Source organism: Leifsonia williamsii, assembly GCF_030433685.1.
Lineage (GTDB): Bacteria > Actinomycetota > Actinomycetes > Actinomycetales > Microbacteriaceae > Leifsonia > Leifsonia williamsii.
In genome coordinates, this window is the sequence record NZ_JAROCF010000001.1 from 2,078,508 (window position 1) to 2,095,140 (window position 16,633).

General features: G+C 72.3%; 19 protein-coding genes. 15 read left to right on the top strand and 4 right to left on the bottom strand.

Annotation, left to right across the window (positions count from 1 at the left end; all coding sequences use genetic code 11):
- Positions 1 to 12: 12 nt before the first annotated feature.
- From P5G50_RS09720 to P5G50_RS09745, 6 genes are read left to right on the top strand one after another with little or no spacing between them, the layout of a single operon-like run.
- Positions 13 to 642, top strand: a complete 630-nt coding sequence (locus P5G50_RS09720; RefSeq protein ID WP_301212605.1) for a TetR/AcrR family transcriptional regulator — start codon at positions 13 to 15, stop codon at positions 640 to 642.
- Entirely contained in the window at positions 639 to 1,547 is a 909-nt protein-coding gene (truB, locus tag P5G50_RS09725; protein WP_301212604.1) for a tRNA pseudouridine(55) synthase TruB, read from the top strand. Before P5G50_RS09720 ends, truB begins: the two co-directional genes overlap by 4 nt.
- The gene (locus P5G50_RS09730) at positions 1,544 to 1,912 is read left to right on the top strand and encodes a hypothetical protein (protein ID WP_301212603.1); all 369 of its coding nucleotides are present in this window, start codon (positions 1,544 to 1,546) and stop codon (positions 1,910 to 1,912) included. Before truB ends, P5G50_RS09730 begins: the two co-directional genes overlap by 4 nt.
- Before the next feature lie 42 nt (positions 1,913 to 1,954).
- Positions 1,955 to 2,434, top strand: a complete 480-nt coding sequence (locus tag P5G50_RS09735; protein WP_301212602.1) for a hypothetical protein — start codon at positions 1,955 to 1,957, stop codon at positions 2,432 to 2,434.
- A complete protein-coding gene (locus P5G50_RS09740) occupies positions 2,431 to 3,372 on the top strand; it encodes a bifunctional riboflavin kinase/FAD synthetase (protein WP_301212601.1) in 942 nt (313 codons plus the stop codon). Before P5G50_RS09735 ends, P5G50_RS09740 begins: the two co-directional genes overlap by 4 nt.
- Positions 3,372 to 4,598 carry an MFS transporter gene (locus tag P5G50_RS09745; RefSeq protein ID WP_301212600.1) on the top strand — a complete coding sequence of 409 codons (1,227 nt, stop codon included), beginning with the start codon at positions 3,372 to 3,374 and terminating at the stop codon, positions 4,596 to 4,598. The genes P5G50_RS09740 and P5G50_RS09745 overlap by 1 nt, the downstream gene beginning before the upstream one ends.
- 105 nt (positions 4,599 to 4,703) lie before the next feature.
- Here the strand turns inward: P5G50_RS09745 and P5G50_RS09750 are convergent, their stop codons facing one another.
- Complete coding sequence (locus P5G50_RS09750; RefSeq protein WP_435870920.1) at positions 4,704 to 5,657, bottom strand: ROK family protein; 954 nt, start codon at positions 5,655 to 5,657, stop codon at positions 4,704 to 4,706.
- Positions 5,658 to 5,740: 83 nt separating this feature from the next.
- Here P5G50_RS09750 and P5G50_RS09755 point away from each other — a divergent pair, with 83 nt between their 5' ends.
- The 5 genes from P5G50_RS09755 (at position 5,741) to P5G50_RS09775 (ending at position 10,817) form a co-directional block, all read left to right on the top strand.
- On the top strand, positions 5,741 to 6,736 hold the full coding sequence (locus P5G50_RS09755) for a sugar-binding transcriptional regulator (RefSeq protein WP_301212598.1): 996 nt from the start codon (positions 5,741 to 5,743) through the stop codon (positions 6,734 to 6,736).
- Between the two features lies 1 nt (position 6,737).
- The gene (deoC, locus tag P5G50_RS09760) at positions 6,738 to 7,766 is read left to right on the top strand and encodes a deoxyribose-phosphate aldolase (RefSeq protein ID WP_301212597.1); all 1,029 of its coding nucleotides are present in this window, start codon (positions 6,738 to 6,740) and stop codon (positions 7,764 to 7,766) included.
- Between the two features lie 22 nt (positions 7,767 to 7,788).
- Positions 7,789 to 9,285: an aldehyde dehydrogenase family protein gene (locus tag P5G50_RS09765; RefSeq protein WP_301212596.1), complete on the top strand. Its 1,497-nt coding sequence runs from the start codon at positions 7,789 to 7,791 to the stop codon at positions 9,283 to 9,285.
- Positions 9,282 to 10,142 (top strand): aldehyde dehydrogenase family protein, encoded by an 861-nt coding sequence (locus tag P5G50_RS09770; protein ID WP_301212595.1) that lies wholly within the window; start codon positions 9,282 to 9,284, stop codon positions 10,140 to 10,142. The genes P5G50_RS09765 and P5G50_RS09770 overlap by 4 nt, the downstream gene beginning before the upstream one ends.
- Positions 10,143 to 10,223: 81 nt before the next feature.
- Positions 10,224 to 10,817 carry an SGNH/GDSL hydrolase family protein gene (locus tag P5G50_RS09775; protein WP_301212594.1) on the top strand — a complete coding sequence of 198 codons (594 nt, stop codon included), beginning with the start codon at positions 10,224 to 10,226 and terminating at the stop codon, positions 10,815 to 10,817.
- Here the strand turns inward: P5G50_RS09775 and P5G50_RS09780 are convergent.
- Genes P5G50_RS09780 through P5G50_RS09790 form a run of 3 tightly spaced genes read right to left on the bottom strand, consistent with a single transcriptional unit; the run spans position 10,814 to position 12,965 of the window.
- Positions 10,814 to 12,160: a M20/M25/M40 family metallo-hydrolase gene (locus tag P5G50_RS09780; RefSeq protein WP_301212593.1), complete on the bottom strand. Its 1,347-nt coding sequence runs from the start codon at positions 12,158 to 12,160 to the stop codon at positions 10,814 to 10,816. The two genes, P5G50_RS09775 and P5G50_RS09780, sit on opposite strands and share 4 nt — an antisense overlap.
- The gene (locus P5G50_RS09785; protein WP_301212616.1) at positions 12,157 to 12,684 is read right to left on the bottom strand and encodes an O-acetyl-ADP-ribose deacetylase; all 528 of its coding nucleotides are present in this window, start codon (positions 12,682 to 12,684) and stop codon (positions 12,157 to 12,159) included. Before P5G50_RS09785 ends, P5G50_RS09780 begins: the two co-directional genes overlap by 4 nt.
- A gap of 2 nt (positions 12,685 to 12,686) precedes the next feature.
- Complete coding sequence (locus P5G50_RS09790) at positions 12,687 to 12,965, bottom strand: metal-sensitive transcriptional regulator (protein ID WP_301212592.1); 279 nt, start codon at positions 12,963 to 12,965, stop codon at positions 12,687 to 12,689.
- Between the two features lie 60 nt (positions 12,966 to 13,025).
- Between P5G50_RS09790 and P5G50_RS09795 the strand changes: the two genes are divergently transcribed.
- The 4 genes from P5G50_RS09795 (at position 13,026) to P5G50_RS09810 (ending at position 16,490) form a co-directional block, all read left to right on the top strand.
- Positions 13,026 to 13,250, top strand: coding sequence for a heavy-metal-associated domain-containing protein (locus P5G50_RS09795; RefSeq protein ID WP_301212591.1), 225 nt, complete (start codon positions 13,026 to 13,028; stop codon positions 13,248 to 13,250).
- Positions 13,251 to 13,299: 49 nt separating this feature from the next.
- A complete protein-coding gene (locus P5G50_RS09800) occupies positions 13,300 to 15,477 on the top strand; it encodes a heavy metal translocating P-type ATPase (RefSeq protein ID WP_301212590.1) in 2,178 nt (725 codons plus the stop codon).
- A gap of 144 nt (positions 15,478 to 15,621) precedes the next feature.
- The gene (locus tag P5G50_RS09805; protein WP_301212589.1) at positions 15,622 to 16,050 is read left to right on the top strand and encodes an RbsD/FucU domain-containing protein; all 429 of its coding nucleotides are present in this window, start codon (positions 15,622 to 15,624) and stop codon (positions 16,048 to 16,050) included.
- Between the two features lie 92 nt (positions 16,051 to 16,142).
- Positions 16,143 to 16,490: a DUF6804 family protein gene (locus P5G50_RS09810; protein WP_301212588.1), complete on the top strand. Its 348-nt coding sequence runs from the start codon at positions 16,143 to 16,145 to the stop codon at positions 16,488 to 16,490.
- Positions 16,491 to 16,633: the final 143 nt, after the last annotated feature.

Below are 16,633 nucleotides of genomic sequence, written 5' to 3' on the forward strand. Positions count from 1 at the left end.
AACCTGTCAAGAGTGAGCGACAAGATCAGCGAACGGATCTCCTCCGCCGAACGGCGTGAGCAGATCCTCGGCGCGGCGGCCGTGGTGTTCGGCGAGCGCGGTTATTTCGGCGCGACCACCGACCAGGTGGCGCGGGCGGCCGGCATCAGCCAGCCGTACGTGGTGCGCATGTTCGGCAGCAAGGAGAACCTGTTCGTCGAGGTGCTCGGCCGGTCGCTCGACAAGCTGCTCACGGCCTTCGCGGAGACGCTCGACCAGTGGAAGGCCGACGGGAGGCCGACGAGCGACGATCCGGCGTACAACGAGCTCGCCCGCCGTCTCGGACTGGCGTACGTCAACCTCATCGAGGACCGCGGCATCCTGCTCTCGCTCATGCAGGCGTTCAGCATGGGCCACGACGCGGCGATCGGCGGCAGGGCGCGTGACGGCTTCATCACGATCTACCGGATGCTGCGCGAGGAGGGCGGCTTCGCGGCCGACGACGCACGCTCCTTCCTCGCGGAGGGCATGCTGCTGAACACGCTGCTCGGCCTGCGCCTCCCCGACGAGTACGGCCACGACGCCTGCGCGACCGAGCTCCTGGAGAGCACCTTCCGCACCAAGCTCGACCTCGTGCTGCAGGCGACGGGAGGCCCCGCATGACCGCCAGCGGACTGCTCCTCGTCGACAAGCCGGGAGGCTGGACCAGCCACGACGTCGTCGCGCGCACCCGCAGGCTGGCCGGCACGCGCAAGGTCGGCCATGCGGGGACGCTCGACCCGATGGCGACCGGGCTGCTCATCCTCGGCGTCAACTCCTCGACCCGGCTGCTCACCTACATCGTCGGCGCCGACAAGGAGTACCTCGCGACCATCCGGCTCGGCTCATCGACCACGACCGACGACGCCGAGGGGGAGACCGTCGCCGAGGCCGCCCCGGAGGCGCTCGCCGCGGTGACGAAGGACGCCGTCCTCGACGGCATCGCCGCGCTGACCGGCGAGATCGAGCAGGTGCCGAGCGCGGTCAGCGCGATCAAGGTCGACGGCAAGCGGGCCTACGCCCGGGTGCGGGCCGGCGAGGAGGTCGTGCTGGAGCCGCGTGCGGTGACCGTCAGCGAGTTCGAGCTGCTGGGCGTCGACCGCTTGGCCGCCGCCATCGACCTGCAGGTGCGCGTCGTGTGCTCCTCCGGGACCTACATCCGCTCGCTCGCCCGCGACCTCGGCGCCGCTCTGGGCGTCGGCGGGCACCTGACTGCTCTGCGACGCACGCGTGTCGGCGCGTACCACGTGCGGGACGCGCACGACCTCGATACGCTCGACGTCGGCGCGGCCCTGATCCCCGCCGCCGACGCGGCCTCCCGGCTGTTCGAGCGGCTGGAGCTCACCGAGCAGCAGGCGATCGACCTCACGCACGGCCGCCGCATCCACATCGCCGACCGGGAGGGACCCGGAGGCGAGCCCGTCGCGGCGATCGCGCCGAGCGGGCATCTCGTGGGGCTCGTCGAGTTCCGCGGAAAGGAAGCGAGGACCCTGGTGAACTTCCCGGCCGACGAGATCGCGACCGCATGATCGAGTGGTTCACGACGGTCCAGGTGGTGGTGGCCGTCCTCGCGGGTCTGCTGTGCCTGGTGCTCGGGCTGGCCGGGCGCTCGCCCAACGACTTGTCGATGGGCGCCGTCGCGCTCGTGGAGCTGCTGCTGCTCGCGCAGGTCGTGATCGCCCTGATCGCGCCCGCGGCGGGCAACCCGCCCTCGGGCAGCCTTCCGGAGTTCTGGATCTACCTCATCTCGGCCGTCATCCTCCCGGCGGCCGGCGGCTTCTGGGCGCTGATCGAGCGCAACCGCTGGAGCACGGTCATCCTCGGCGGCGTCTGCCTCGCCATCGCGGTCATGGTGTACCGGATGGGACAGATCTGGTTCGTGCAGGGCGCCTGAGGACGTTCAGGGGGACACGGGGCCGCCGGTAGAATCGAAGCGATGTCCCACCACACCCTGCCCGCGCACCACGACGCCGCCGAGCGTCCGAAGCGCCGCCGCATCTCCGGCATCGGCCGGGTGCTCGTCTTCGTGTACTTCGTCCTCGCCCTCGCGGCGACCGGTCGCAGCGTGTTCCAGATCATCGACCGCTTCCAGGAGGCGCCGGTCGCCTTCACCCTGTCGGCCATCGCCGCCGTGGTCTACATCGTGGCGACGATCGCCCTGATCGCCCCCGGCCGGGTCTGGTACCGGATCGCGTGGGCGACGATCAGCTTCGAGCTGGCCGGCGTGCTGGTCGTCGGCACGCTGAGCCTGTTCGCGCCCGCGACGCTGGGCCTGAGCGACATCGACCCGTTCGGCCGCGACGCCACCGTGTGGTCGGTGTACGGGATGGGCTACCTCTTCGTGCCGCTGGCGCTGCCGATCCTCGGCCTGCTGTGGCTGCGCCGTCACCGGCCCGGCGCGGGAGCGGCCTCGTGAAGGTCTACACCTCCGTCGCCGGGCTCCCGGACGGCTTCGGCCCGAGCGCGGTCACCATCGGCAAGTTCGACGGCGTGCACACCGGGCACCGGGCGGTCATCGACCGGCTGCGCCAGGTGGCGCAGGAGCGCGGTCTCACCACGGCCGTCATCACCTTCGACCGCAATCCGCTGGAGCTGATCGCGCCCGAGAAGTGCCCGTCGTCGCTGGTGAGCAACGAGCAGAAGCTCGACCTGCTCGCCGGCACGGGCGTCGACGCGACGCTCATGCTCGCCTTCGACCGCTCGCTGGCCGATCTGCCGCCGGAGGAGTTCGTGCACCGCATCCTGGTCGACCGCCTCCACGCGGCCGCCGTGCTGGTGGGAAGCGACTTCCGCTATGGCGCGCGCGGCGCCGGCGACGTGGAGCTGCTGCGCGTGCTCGGTGCGAAGTACGGCTTCGAGGTGGTGCTGATCGACGACGTCCGGCCCGAGCACGGCCGGCGCGTCTCCTCCACCTGGATCCGCGAGCTGCTCGCCGAGGGCGACGTGCGCCACGCGGCCCGGCTGCTCGGACACGTGCCGACCGTGCGCGGTCTCGTCGTGCACGGGGCGAAGCGCGGGCGCGAGCTCGGCTTCCCGACCGCGAACCTCTCGCCGGAGTCGGAGGGGCTCATCCCGGCCGACGGCGTCTACGCCGGCTGGCTCGCCGATGCGGGGGAGCGGTACCCGGCCGCGATCTCCGTCGGCAACAACCCGACGTTCGAGGGCGTGCCGCACAAGCAGGTGGAGGCGTACGTCCTCGACCGCGACCTCGACCTCTACGGGCACCGCGTCGAGGTGTCGTTCGTCGAGCGGATCCGTGGCATGGTCGCCTACGAGGGGATCGAGCCGCTGATCGCCCAGATCGCCGACGACGTCGAACACGCCAGGGGCATCCTGACCGCAGAGACCGCCTGATGGCGGACGCCTCCGACGCCGCGGGAGCGCCGCGGCCGCTGTGGCATGGTCGCGCGATCGCGCTGGTCGGCATCCTGCTCGTCGCCGCCAACCTGCGGACCGCCGTCGCTGCGCTGTCGCCGATCTTCGCGGAGATCCGCACCGAGTTCCCCGTGTCGAGCATCGGCGTCGGGCTGCTCGGGATGCTGCCGCCGGTGTGCTTCGCCGTCTTCGGACTGGTCGCGCCCGCCTTCACGCGGCGGTTCAGCCTGGAGTCGGTGCTGCTGGCCGCGCTCGGGGTCATGCTGGCCGGGCATCTCGTCCGCGCGCTCGCGGGGTCGTTCCCGGTGCTCGCGCTCGGCTCGGCCATCACGTTCGCCGGGATGGGCGTCGGGAACGTGCTGCTGCCTCCGCTGGTCAAGCGGTACTTCCCCGACCGGATCGGGCTTGTGACCGCTCTCTACGCGACCGTCATGTCGGTGAGCACGCTGCTGCCGCCGCTGATCGCGGTGCCCGTTGCGGACGCGGCAGGATGGCATGTCTCGGTCGGCATGTGGGCGCTGGTCAGCCTCCTCGCCGTCCTCCCGTGGCTGCGGATCATCGTGACGCACCGGCCGGCGCACCCCGGCAACGACGTGGAGGTGGAGGAGGCTCAGCCCGCGCTCGTCGGCCGCGTCTGGCACTCCGCCCTCGCCTGGGCGATGGCCGTCGTGTTCGCCGTGTCGAGCCTGAACGCCTACGCGATGTTCGCGTGGCTGCCGCAGCTGCTGCACGACGTGGCGGGGACGCCGCCCGCCGAAGCGGGGGCGCTGCTGTCCGTGTATGCCGCGATGGGAATCCCCGCCGGACTGCTCGTGCCGCTGCTCGCCGCGCGGATGCGGAACGTGGCCGTCGTCATCTACGCCGCCGTCGCGTTCTTCGTCGTGGGGTACCTCGGCCTGATCCTGGTCCCGTCGACCGCGACCTGGCTGTGGGTGACGCTGGCGGGGCTCGGGCCGCTGCTGTTCCCGCTGTGCCTGGTGCTGATCAACAAGCGCACACGCACGCACGAGGGGTCGGTGGCACTCAGCGGCTTCACGCAGGGGCTGGGCTACACGCTCGGCGCGCTCGGCCCGTTCGTGGTCGGGCTGCTGCACCAGCTGACGGAGTCGTGGACCGCCGCGCTGATCTTCCTCACCGCGACCGCGCTGGCCGCTGCCGCCGCCGGCGCGGTCGTCGCCCGCCCGCACTACCTCGAGGACCGCTAGCCACGCGCGCCGAGTACGCGCATCCTCCCTCCGAAACCGCCGAGTACGCGCATTGTCCGCGTACTCGGCGGTTTTCGGGCGAGATCGCGCGTACTCGCGGGACGGCTACGCGGGGAGGAGGGTCGCGCGGTGGATGAGGGCGGCCGCGCCGATCAGGGGCCCCTCGGAGGAGAGGGCGCTCGGGACGATCCGCACCTTGCGCACGAACGGGAAGTAGTGGTGGTCGATGACCTCGCGCATCCGGTCGAACAGGTCGGGCGTCGAGTGCGAGAAGCCGCCCCCGATCGCCACCAGCTCCAGATCGAGCAGCGCGGTCGCCGAGGCGATGGCGCGGCCGACCGCCTGACCGGTGCGGGCGATCGCGTCGCGCGCGATCGGGTCGCCCGCGGCGTACGCGGCCGCGAGCTCCTCGCCGGTCGTGCCCGCGAAGCCCTGCGTGCGCGCCCAGGCGACGGTGTGCGGGCCGGAGGCCATGGCCTCCAGCGCCGACGCGTTGCCGAAGGTGTCCTCGCCGACGATGTCGCCGACCTCCACGTGGCCGATGTGCCCGGCGTTTCCGGTCGGGCCGGTGATGACGCGGCCGTCGACGATGAGGCCGCCGCCGATGCCGGTCGAGATGACCATGCCCATGACGTTGTCGACGCCCTGCGCGGCGCCCACCCAGTGCTCGGCCATCGTGATCGCGACGCCGTCCATCTCCAGGGTGACCGGGATGTCGAGGCCGAGACCGCCTTCGCCGGCGCCGACCACCGACGCGATGAAGTCGCGCAGCGGATAGTCGCGCCAGTCCGGCACGTTGAGCGGCGAGACGAGCCCGCGGCGGCGGTCGATCGGACCGGCGCAGCCGATGCCGACGCCGACGATCTCCGCACCCTCCGGCAGGGCGGAGGCCGCGGCGCGCACGACGTCGCCGACCGACGACTCGAGGTCGGCGACCGAGGCGGTGCGGCCGGTGGGGCGGCGGTGACGGGAGTCGGGGACGAGGCGGCCGTCGCTGTCGACGAGGGCGGCCTCGACCTTGGTCCCGCCGAAGTCGACGGCGAGGGCGAGGGGAGTCAGCACCCTGCAACGATAGACGAGAAGCCGGATGCTCATTTGAGCAGCCGATGCGCATGCGTTGCACCTCTGCCTACACTGTTCTGGTGGCCCTGAACGATACCGACGAGATCCTCGCCGTGAAAGCCGCAGAGCTGTACTACGAGGCGGGCAAGACCCAGGACGAGATCGGCGTCGCCCTCAACGTGAGCAGGTGGAAGGTCGGCCGCCTGCTCGTCGCCGCGCGCGAGCACGGCTTCGTCCGGATCGAGATCGTGCACCCCTCCGCCCGCCGCTTCTCGCTGGAGCGCGAGCTGTGCGGGTTCTACGGACTGGAGGACGCCGTCGTCGTCCCGGCGGCCGAGTCCGACGCCGACGTGCAGGCCCGCGTGGCGCAGGCCGCCGCCGACTACCTGACCACCCTCCGTCCGGTCCCGCGCACGCTCGGCGTGAGCTGGGGCCGCACGCTGCACGCTGTCGCCGCGCGCCTCCGCCCCGGCTGGGCCGTCGGCGTGAACCCCGTGCAGATCAACGGGAGCGTGTCGAGCACCCGGCAGGCGACCGCCGCCGCCGACACCGCCGTCGTCATGGCGCGCAAGGCCCAGGGCACCGCGACGCTCCTCCCGAGTCCGGCGATCTTCGAGCACGCGGCGACCCGTCGCGCGATCGAGGCCGACCGGTCGGTGCAGTCCGTGCTGCAGCTCGCCCGCAGCGCGAACGCCTACCTGTTCAGCGCGGGCGTGGTCGACGCCAGCTCGGTGCACGTCGACTCCGGCTACCTCTCGTCGTCGGACGTCGCCGGCCTCGCCGCGAAGGGCGCCGTCGGCGACGTCGTCGGGCGCTTCATCACCGACACCGGCGCTGTCGCCGACCCCGAGCTCGACGGCCGCACGCTCGGCATCTCGCTGGAGGAGCTGCGCTCCGCCCGCACGAGCATCGCCGTCATCGCCGGCGAGGCGAAGCACCGGGTCGCCCACGCCGTCGTCGCGAGCGGGCTCTGCACCACGCTCATCACCGACGAGGCCACCGCCAACGACCTCCTCGGCCGCTCGGTCCCCTCTCAGGACCGCACCGGCTCCGACGCCATCACAGTGAAGGAATGACGTGACCATCGAATCCACCACCCCGCCCGTGCGCGCGCTCGCGCCGGCGGCCCGCGCCGTGGAGGTGCTGGGCGGCGACCTGACCGAAGGCTCGCTGCGCCGCTACCTCGGCGGCATCCCCGGTGTCGACGCCGTCGGCCTGGAGCAGCGGGCGGCCGGACTCGGCACCCGCTCGATCAAGACCTCCAGCAAGGCCTGGGCGCTCGACAAGGTGATCGAGCTGATCGACCTGACGACGCTCGAGGGCTCCGACACCCCCGGCAAGGTCCGGTCGCTCGTCGCCAAGGCGATCACGCCCGACCCGTCCGACCCGGCCACGCCGCGACCGGCCGCTGTCTGCGTGTACGGCGACATGGTCCCGTACGCGGTGGAGGCGCTCGGCGCGCACCACTACGCCGCGGACACCGACGCGGGCATCGCCGTCGCCGCGGTGGCGACCGCGTTCCCGAGCGGCCGCGCGTCCCTCCCCGTGAAGCTCGCGGACACCCGCGACGCCGTCGCCGCCGGGGCCGACGAGATCGACATGGTCATCGACCGCGGCGCCTTCCTCTCCGGCCGGTACGGACTCGTCTTCGATGAGATCGTGGCCGTCAAGGAGGCGTGCCGCCGCGAGGACGGCACCTCCGCCCACCTCAAGGTCATCCTCGAGACCGGCGAGCTGAACACCTACGACAACATCCGCCGCGCCTCCTGGCTGAGCATCCTCGCCGGCGCCGACTTCATCAAGACGTCGACCGGCAAGGTGAGCCCCGCCGCGACGCTGCCCACCACCCTGCTGATGCTGGAGGTCGTGCGCGACTGGCACCTCCTCACCGGTGAGGAGATCGGGGTGAAGCCGGCGGGCGGCATCCGCTCGGCCAAGGACGCCATCAAGTACCTCGTCACGGTCGCCGAGACCGTCGGCGAGCACTGGCTGCAGCCGCACCTGTTCCGGTTCGGCGCCTCCAGCCTCCTCAACGACGTGCTGCTGCAGCGCCAGAAGGTGGCCACCGGCCACTACTCCGGCGCCGACTACGTGACGATCGACTGACCCTCCACCCCGAAGGCACACCATGAGCTTCCTCGAATACGCCCCGGCCCCCGAGTCGCGGTCGATCCTCACCCTCCGCGACCAGTACGGCCTCTTCATCGACGGCGAGTTCGTCGACGGGAGCGGCACGCCGTTCCAGACCATCTCGCCCGCGACGGAGGAGCACATCGCGACGATCGCGACGGCCGACGCCGCCGACGTCGACCGCGCGGTGACCGCCGCCCGCCGCGCCTACGACCGCGTCTGGTCGCGGATGAGCGGCAGCGACCGCGGCAAGTACCTGTTCCGCATCGCGCGCCTCGTCCAGGAGCGCGCACGCGAGCTCGCCGTCGCCGAGAGCCTCGACAACGGCAAGCCGATCAAGGAGAGCAGGGATGTCGACGTCCCGCTCGTCGCGGCCTGGTTCTTCTACTACGCGGGCTGGGCCGACAAGCTGGAGCACGCGGGCCTCGGGCCTGCGCCGCGCGCCCTCGGCGTCGCCGCGCAGGTGATCCCGTGGAACTTCCCGCTGCTCATGCTGGCGTGGAAGATCGCACCGGCTCTCGCGGCGGGCAACACCGTCGTGCTGAAGCCGGCGGAGACCACGCCGCTGACCGCGCTGCTGTTCGCCGAGATCGTGCAGCAGGCCGACCTCCCCGCCGGCGTCGTCAACATCGTGACGGGCGCGGGGGAGACCGGCCGCGAGCTGGTCTCGCACCCCGACGTGAACAAGGTCGCCTTCACCGGCTCCACCGCCGTCGGCCGCGAGATCGCGCGCTCGGTCGCGGGCACCGACAAGAAGCTGACCCTGGAGCTCGGCGGCAAGGCGGCGAACATCGTCTTCGACGACGCGCCGATCGACCAGGCCGTCGAGGGCATCGTCAACGGCATCTTCTTCAACCAGGGCCACGTGTGCTGCGCGGGCAGCCGCCTCCTGGTGCAGGAGAGCGTGCACGACGAGGTCGTCGACCGGCTCAAGCGCCGGCTGTCGACTCTGCGCCTCGGCGACCCGCTCGACAAGAACACCGACATCGGCGCGATCAACAGCGCCGAGCAGCTGCAGCGCATCCGCGAGCTCTCCGACATCGGGGAGGCGGAGGGCGCCGACCGCTGGACCGCCGACTGCGCGATCCCGGAGAACGGCTTCTGGTTCGCGCCGACGATCTTCGACAACGTCTCGACCAGCCACCGGATCGCCCGTGAGGAGATCTTCGGCCCTGTGCTCTCGGTGCTGACCTTCCGCACCCCGGCCGAGGCCATCGCCAAGGCCAACAACACGCCGTACGGCCTCTCGGCCGGCATCTGGAGCGACAAGGGCAGCCGCATCCTCGCGATCGCCGACAAGCTGCGCGCCGGTGTGGTCTGGGCCAACACCTTCAACCGCTTCGACCCGGCCAGCCCCTTCGGCGGCTACAAGGAGTCGGGCTACGGCCGCGAGGGCGGCCGTCACGGTCTCGGCGCCTACCTGGTGCCGGGCCGCTCGCTGTCCGCCGCCACCACCATCCCCGCCCGCCTGACCCGCAAGGGAGCGACGAAATGAGCCGTTTGGCCGTGCCGAAGACCTACAAGCTCTATATCGGCGGGAAGTTCCCCCGCAGCGAGTCGGGCCGCACCTACGAGGTACTCTCCGCCAAGGGCGCGTTCCTCGCGAACGCGGCGAAGGGCTCCCGCAAGGACGCCCGTGACGCCGTGGTCGCCGCGCGCGGCGCGCTCTCCGGCTGGGCCGGGGCGACGGCGTACAACCGCGGGCAGGTCCTCTACCGGATCGCGGAGCTGATGGAGGGCCGCCGGGCCCAGTTCATCGACGAGATCCGCCAGGCCGAGGGCGTCTCCGAGGCCGCGGCCGGTGCGCAGGTCGACGAGGCCATCGACCGTTGGGTCTGGTACGCCGGGTGGGCGGACAAGTTCGCGCAGGTCGCGGGCAACGCCAACCCGGTCGCCGGACCGTACTTCAACATCTCGGTGCCGGAGCCGACCGGTGTCGTCGGCGTGATCGCGCCGCAGGACTCCAGCCTCCTCGGCTTCGTGAGCGCCATCGCTCCGGTGCTCGTCGCGGGCAACACGGTCGTCGTGGTGGCGAGCGAGCGCTTCCCGCTCTCGGCGATCAGCCTCAGCGAGGTGCTCGCGACGAGCGACGTGCCGGGCGGCGTGGTCAACATCCTCACCGGCTCCCCGGCCGAGATCGCGCCATGGCTCGCGTCGCACGCCGACGTCAACGCGCTCGACCTGGTCGGCGCGGGAGCGCTCGACTGGGTGGACCTGCAGATCGCGGCGGCCGAGACGCTCAAGCGCGTGCTGACGCCGGAGAACGGACCGGACGCGGCGGCGCCGTCGCTCGACCGGATCGCGTTCTTCACCGAGACGAAGACGGTCTGGCACACCAAGTCGCTGATCTGACCCGGTCGTCCGGCCCTCCCCGCCCTCCTTCCGACCTCGCTCGATGTGAGGGAGGATGGAGGGGAGGCGAGGAGGGCGCGGATGACGGATGGATACGGAACGGGTCATGGCCCGCTGGTCCTCGTCGGTGACAGCCTGACGCGCAACGGCGACTGGCCCGCGCTGCTGCCGGGCGAGGACATCGTCAACCTCGGGGTCGCGGGCGACACCTCCGACGACGTGATCGCCCGGCTCGACCAGATCGTCGAGACCCGGCCCGCCGTGGTCGCACTGCTGGTCGGGACGAACGACCTGGCCTGGCGACGCTCGGTCGAGCACATCGTGCGCAATGTCGAGACCATCCTGGTCACGCTGCGCAAGGAGCTGCCGGAGGGGCGCATCCTGGCGCAGTCGGTGCTGCCGCGCGGGCGCGAGTTCGCCGACCAGATCCGTGACGTCAACCGGCACCTCTGGCAGTTCGCGCCGACGGTGCACGCCGGCTGGCTCGATCTCTGGCCGGCGATGGCACAGGAGGACGGGGAGCTGCACCCGGCGTTCACGGAGGACGGCCTCCACCTCACCGCGGAGGGCTACCAGGCCTGGGCCGGCGAGCTGGCCCCCGCGCTGGAGCGGGTGCGGCAGCAGCCGCCCTCGAGCCGCGCGATCCAGCTCCCGAACCTGGGCGGTTCCGCTTAACTCGACGCGAGGAGGTGGCGGTAGAAGGCGATGCCGCGCCGCCACGTCGCGACCCGGATGCGCTCGTCGCGGGCGTGCAGCGCTCCGCGCTCCTCCGCGCTCAGTTCGAATGGCGTGAACCGGTAGACCGCGTCGGCGATGCCGGTGAAGTGGCGGCTGTCGCTGGCGCCGAGCATCACGTACGGCGTCACGACCGCGCCCGGGTGCACCTCCGCCACGGCCGCGGCGACGCGCTCCCACACCGGCCCCTCCATCGGCGACACCGGGGAGGGCTCGCTCGGATCCAGTACGTCGATGCGCACCTGCGGATCGCGGATGGCGCGGCGCACGTGCTCCACCGCCTCCGCCACCGACGAGCCGACGGCGATGCGCACGTTGACGACCGCCTCCGCCGTCTCGGGCAGCGCGTTCGCGGCGAGGCCGCCGCTCAGCTGGGTCACCGCAGTCGTGGTCCGCACGATCGCGCGCGTCTCGTCGCTCAGCCGGCCGAAGACGCCGTGCAGCACCGGCCGCAGCCGGCGTGCGCGGGTGAACACCGCGCGCAGCGGACCGGTCGCGTGCGCGCCGAGGGTCTCGACCATGCGGAGGTTCGTCTCGGTCAGCCGTGACGGGAACGGCCGGGCGTTCAGCCGCGTGATGGCGCGGGCCAGGCGCACGGTCGCGGTCATCCGCGGCGGGGTGGAGGCGTGGCCGCCGTTCTGCTCGACGGTGAGGCGGAGGCTGGTGATGCCCTTCTCGCTGACGCCCACGACGGCGATCGGCTTGGCGACGCCGGGGAAGATCCCCTCCACGATCGCGCCGCCCTCGTCGACGACGAGCGCGGGGCGCACGCCGCGCTCCCGCAGTTCCGCCGCGATGGCCTGGGCGCCGGTGCCGCGCGTCTCCTCGTCGTGGCCGAAGCTGAGGTACACGTCGTCGGCGGGGGTGAACCCGGAGGCGGCCAGCGCCTCCACCGCCTCCAGGATGGCGACCAGGGCGCCCTTGTCGTCGATGGCTCCGCGCGACCAGAGCAGCTGCTCGTCGCCGGCTCCGGTGAGCGTGGCGGCGAAGGGCGGGCGCCGCCAGCCCTCGTCGGTGGCGGGGACGACGTCGTAGTGCGCCATGAGCACGGTCGGCGCGCCGGCGGGCGAGGAGCCGCGCCAGCGGTAGAGCAGGGAGTGGCCGTGGCGCTCCCGCTCGAGGGCCGCGTGCACCGCCGGGTACAGCTCGGGCAGGGTGTCGATGAACCGCTCGAACACCGGCCAGTCGGTCGTCTCGGCGTCGGTGCGGGAGACCGTGGGGAGGCGCAGGAGGGTGCGGAAGCGGTCGAGGGCGGCGTCGCCGCTCGCCGTCCCCTCCGTCACTGGCCCGCCGCCGCGCGGAAGGCGGCCAGGGCCTCGTCGTTGAAGAGCACGAAGCGCACGTGCTCGACAGAGCCGACGCCCGAGGAGAGCACGGCGCGGACGGTGCTGACCGCGATGCGCGCCGCATCCTCCATCGGCCAGCCGTAGACGCCCGCCGACACCGCCGGGAACGCGACGCTCTCGGCGCCCAGCTCGCGAGCGACCCGCAGCGACGAGCGGTAGGCGTTCTGCAGCAGCGGGGTGCGGTCCTCCCGCGACGACCAGACCGGGCCGACGGTGTGGATGACCCAGCGCGCCGCGAGGTCGCCCGCGGTCGTCGCGACGGCCTGGCCGGTCGGCAGGCCGTCTGGCAGGGTCGTCGCGCGCAGCTCGCGGCACGCCTGCAGGATCGCGGGGCCGCCGCGGCGGTGGATCGCGCCGTCCACGCCCCCGCCGCCGAGCAGCGAGCTGTTGGCCGCGTTGACGATGGCGTCGACGGTCTCGTCGGTGATGTCGCCGGGGACGATCTCGATGGGGTCCGACACGGTCACCCGCGGTTGTTCGAGAGCTCGTACACCTTGAGCAGCTCGACGATGGCGTCGTCGCGCTGGTCGCCGCCCTCCTCGAACATCTCGGAGACGTGCGTCTTGAGATGGTTCTCGACCAGGAGCTTGTTGAGCGAGCCGAGCGACTTCTGGATCGCGAGCGACTGGGTGATGATGTCGATGCAGTAGTCCTCGTTCTCGATCATCTTCTCCAGCCCCCGCAACTGGCCCTCGAGGATGCGCGTGCGGTGGAGGGCACGCTTCTTGATGTCTGCGATCACCCCTTCAGGATACCGCTGATCCCATATACCCCTATGGGGTACTGTGCTACGCTGCTGGACATGCAGACGACGTACGACATCCTGGGCATGACCTGCGACCACTGCGCCCGCGCGGTGACCGAGGAGCTGACGGCCATCGACGGCGTTGCCGGCGTGACGGTGGACGTCGCCGCCGGAACGGCGACCGTCGACAGCGCCGTACCGCTCGCCGAGCCGGACGTGCGCGCGGCCGTCGAAGAGGCCGGCTACACGCTGGCGCGCGCCGACCGCCTCCCGCTGCTCTGACCTCCGCCGAGCGACTCCCACTGCTTCGACTCCCACCGCTATGAGCGACATGACCGCCACCACAGCCTCCGGCTCGGCCGCCCGCATCGACCTCGCCGTCGAGGGGATGACGTGCGCCAGCTGCGTCGCCCGCGTCGAGAAGCGTCTCGGCCGCGTCGACGGCGTCACGGCGACCGTCAACCTCGCGACCGAGCGCGCCAGCGTCACGGCCCCGCCCGGGATCGCGGTGGACGCGCTGATCGCGGAGGTCGAGAAGGCCGGCTACCGCGCCCGCGTGCTGAGCGACTCCCGCGAGGAGCGCCGCGCGGAGGACACCGCCGTCGACGACCGCGACGGCGACCCGCGCCGCCTGCTGCCGCGACTGATCGTCTCGGTGGCGTTGAGCGTCCCCATCGTGCTGCTGGCGATGGTCCCCGCCTGGCGGTCGGCACCGGGGGAGTGGGCGTCCCTGCTGCTCGCGGCGCCGGTCGTGCTCTGGGGCGGCTGGCCGTTCCACCGGTCGGCCGCGGTGAACCTCCGCCACGGCGCGACGACGATGGACACGCTCGTGTCGCTCGGCACGCTCGTGGCGTTCGCCTGGTCCGTCGCGGTGCTCGTGAGCGGAGGCGGCGGTCACGTCTACTTCGAGGTCGCCGCCGTCGTGACCGCGTTCCTCCTGCTCGGCCGGTTCGCCGAGCAGCGGTCGCGCCGCAGCGCCGGTGCCGCCCTGCGAGAGCTGCTGTCGGCCGGGGTGCGCGAGGTGTCGCTGCTCGACGGAGCCGGGCGCGAGCAGCGCGTGCCGGTGCACGAGCTGCGCCCCGGCGACCGGTTCGTGGTCCGCCCGGGCGAGCGCATCGCCGCCGACGGGGAGGTGCTCGACGGCTCGGCCGCGATCGACGCGTCCGCGCTGACGGGGGAGTCCGTTCCGGTCGAGGCGACAGCGGGCGACGCGGTGTCGGCAGGCACGATCGCCGCGGGCGGCTCGCTCGTCGTGCGGGCCTCCCGCGTCGGCGAGGACACCCGGCTCGCGCGGCTGGCCGGGCTCGTCGAGGAGGCGCAGCTCGGCAAGACGCGCGCGCAGCGGCTCGCGGACCGCGTGTCGGCGGTCTTCGTGCCCGTGGTGATCGCCCTCGCGGTCCTGACCTTCGTCGTCTGGGCCGTCGTGACCGGCGACCCCGCCGCGGCGCTGTCGCCGGCGGTCGCCGTGCTGATCGTCGCTTGCCCGTGCGCGCTGGGGCTGGCGACGCCGACCGCGCTGCTGGTCGGCACCTCGCGTGCGGCGCAGCGCGGCATCCTGCTCTCGGGGGCGGATGCGCTGGAGCGTGCCGGCCGCATCGACACGGTGGTCTTCGACAAGACGGGAACGCTCACCACCGGGCGGATGACCGTCATCGGCGTGCATGCCGCGGACGGCGACGGCGCCGGTCGGGACGGCGCCGAGGCGCTGCGCCTCGCCGCGGCGGCGGAACGCGGTTCGGAGCATCCGCTCGGACGCGCCATCGCCGAGGCGGCGCTCTCCGACGCCCCGGTCTCCGGGTTCCGTGCGGTCGCCGGCGTGGGCGTCACGGCGACCGTCGACGGGCGCGCGGTGGAGGTGCGCTCGGCCGGTGACGAGCTTCCGCCGTCGCTGGCGACCGCTGCCGGCGAGCTGCGGGCCCGTGGCGCGACCGCGGTCGCCGTGGTCGTCGACGGCCGGCCGCTCGCGGTGATCGGCATCGGCGACCCGCTGCGCGACGACGCCCGGCGGGCGGTGGAGGCTGTGCGCGGCCTCGGCGCCGAGCCTGTCGTCCTGAGCGGCGACCACCAGGCGACCGTGCAGTCGGTCATCGCGCCGCTCGGCATCGCGCGGGCGGTCGGCGGCGTCGCTCCGGAGCAGAAGGCGGCGGAGGTGGCGCGCCTCCAGCGCGAGGGCCGACGGGTCGCGATGGTCGGAGACGGCGTGAACGACGCGGCCGCCCTGGCCACGGCCGACCTCGGCATCGCGATGGGGAGCGGCTCCGACATCGCGATCGCCGCCGGCGACCTCACGCTGCTGCGCCCGGAGCCGGTGCTCGTCGCCGACGCGTTGCGGCTGGCGCGGCGCATGCTCGCGATCATCCGCGGCAACCTGTTCTGGGCGTTCGCCTACAACGTCGCTGCCCTCCCGGTGGCCGCTCTGGGGTTGCTCGACCCGATGATCGCCGGGGCGGCGATGGCGTTCTCGAGCGTGTTCGTGGTGCTCAACAGCCTCCGCCTCCGGCGCTTCTGATATCAGACGCGCGCTTTCTGGACCGGTAAGCCATCTGGCGTGTCATCGTGCGTACCCCCAATGGGGGGTGGGGGCGGACATACCGGTTCGTCTATCCTCAACGCAGGGGTTGAGAAATATTCGTTTTACAGGAAAGGCCCGACTTTGCTGAAGAACCTCAGCCCGCTGCTGTCCGGATCGCTCTTGAGTGCTCTGGATGCCATGCACGACGGCGACACGCTTACCCTTGTCGGCAGCGGCTATCCCGAGAACACCATCACCACGCCCGTCGTCCACCTCGGTGACGACACCACCACTGAAGCCGCCGCCGAAGCGATCCTCAGTGTGTTCCCGCTCGACAACGCCAGCCCGTCCCCGATCGTGTTCCTCGACCTCGCCGACGAGCCCTACGAAGTCCCAGACGTCGCCTTCGCGGTCAACGGCATCGCCTCCGATGCCGAGCTGCGCCGCGTGCCCATGACGCGTCTCGAGCTCGACCCGTTCGTCGAGCTCGCCCGCTCCTCCTCCGTCGTCGTGCGCGTCGGGTCCGACGCCCCGCCGTGCGCCTTCCTGTTCAGGAGGGGCAACCTGTAGTCCCTGCACATTCCGAACGCACATTCCGCACGCGCCCGCCGGGAGGTCTCGCCCGGCGGGCGCTCTGCGTCGCGGCCGTAGACTCGGTTACCGTGTCCGCCTCCCGCACCCCGCAGCCGCCCGCCGTCAACCGCGCCGCCCTCGCGCCCGGATTGCTGGGCGCGATCGTCCTGCTCGCGGGTCTCGGGCTGCTGGGCGGAGAGTGGTACCTGTTCGTGCAGTACGGCGCGAGCATCCTCGCGCTGATCCTCTGCGTCTTCGCCGGACAGGCGCGCGCCTGGTGGTGGTTGCTGGGGCTGATCCCGCTCGCCATCGTGTTCAACCCGGTGCTGCCCCTCCCGATCGATGACACGCTGCTGCGCGTGCTGCACGTCGCCGGCGCCGTGCTGTTCGTCTGCGCGGGAATCCTGATCAAGATCCCGGCGGATGGGCGTCGCTGACCGGCGCAGCCTCCGGTAGACTGGAGTCGCGCGGCCGTTCCTGAAGCCGTGCTCCCGGCGCCCTCGACGCGCGGGCGGAACCACTCGGTCCACCGCCCCGCAACCGCGCCGGCCCTCATGCCTACGGCGCCGAGCCCTCCGTC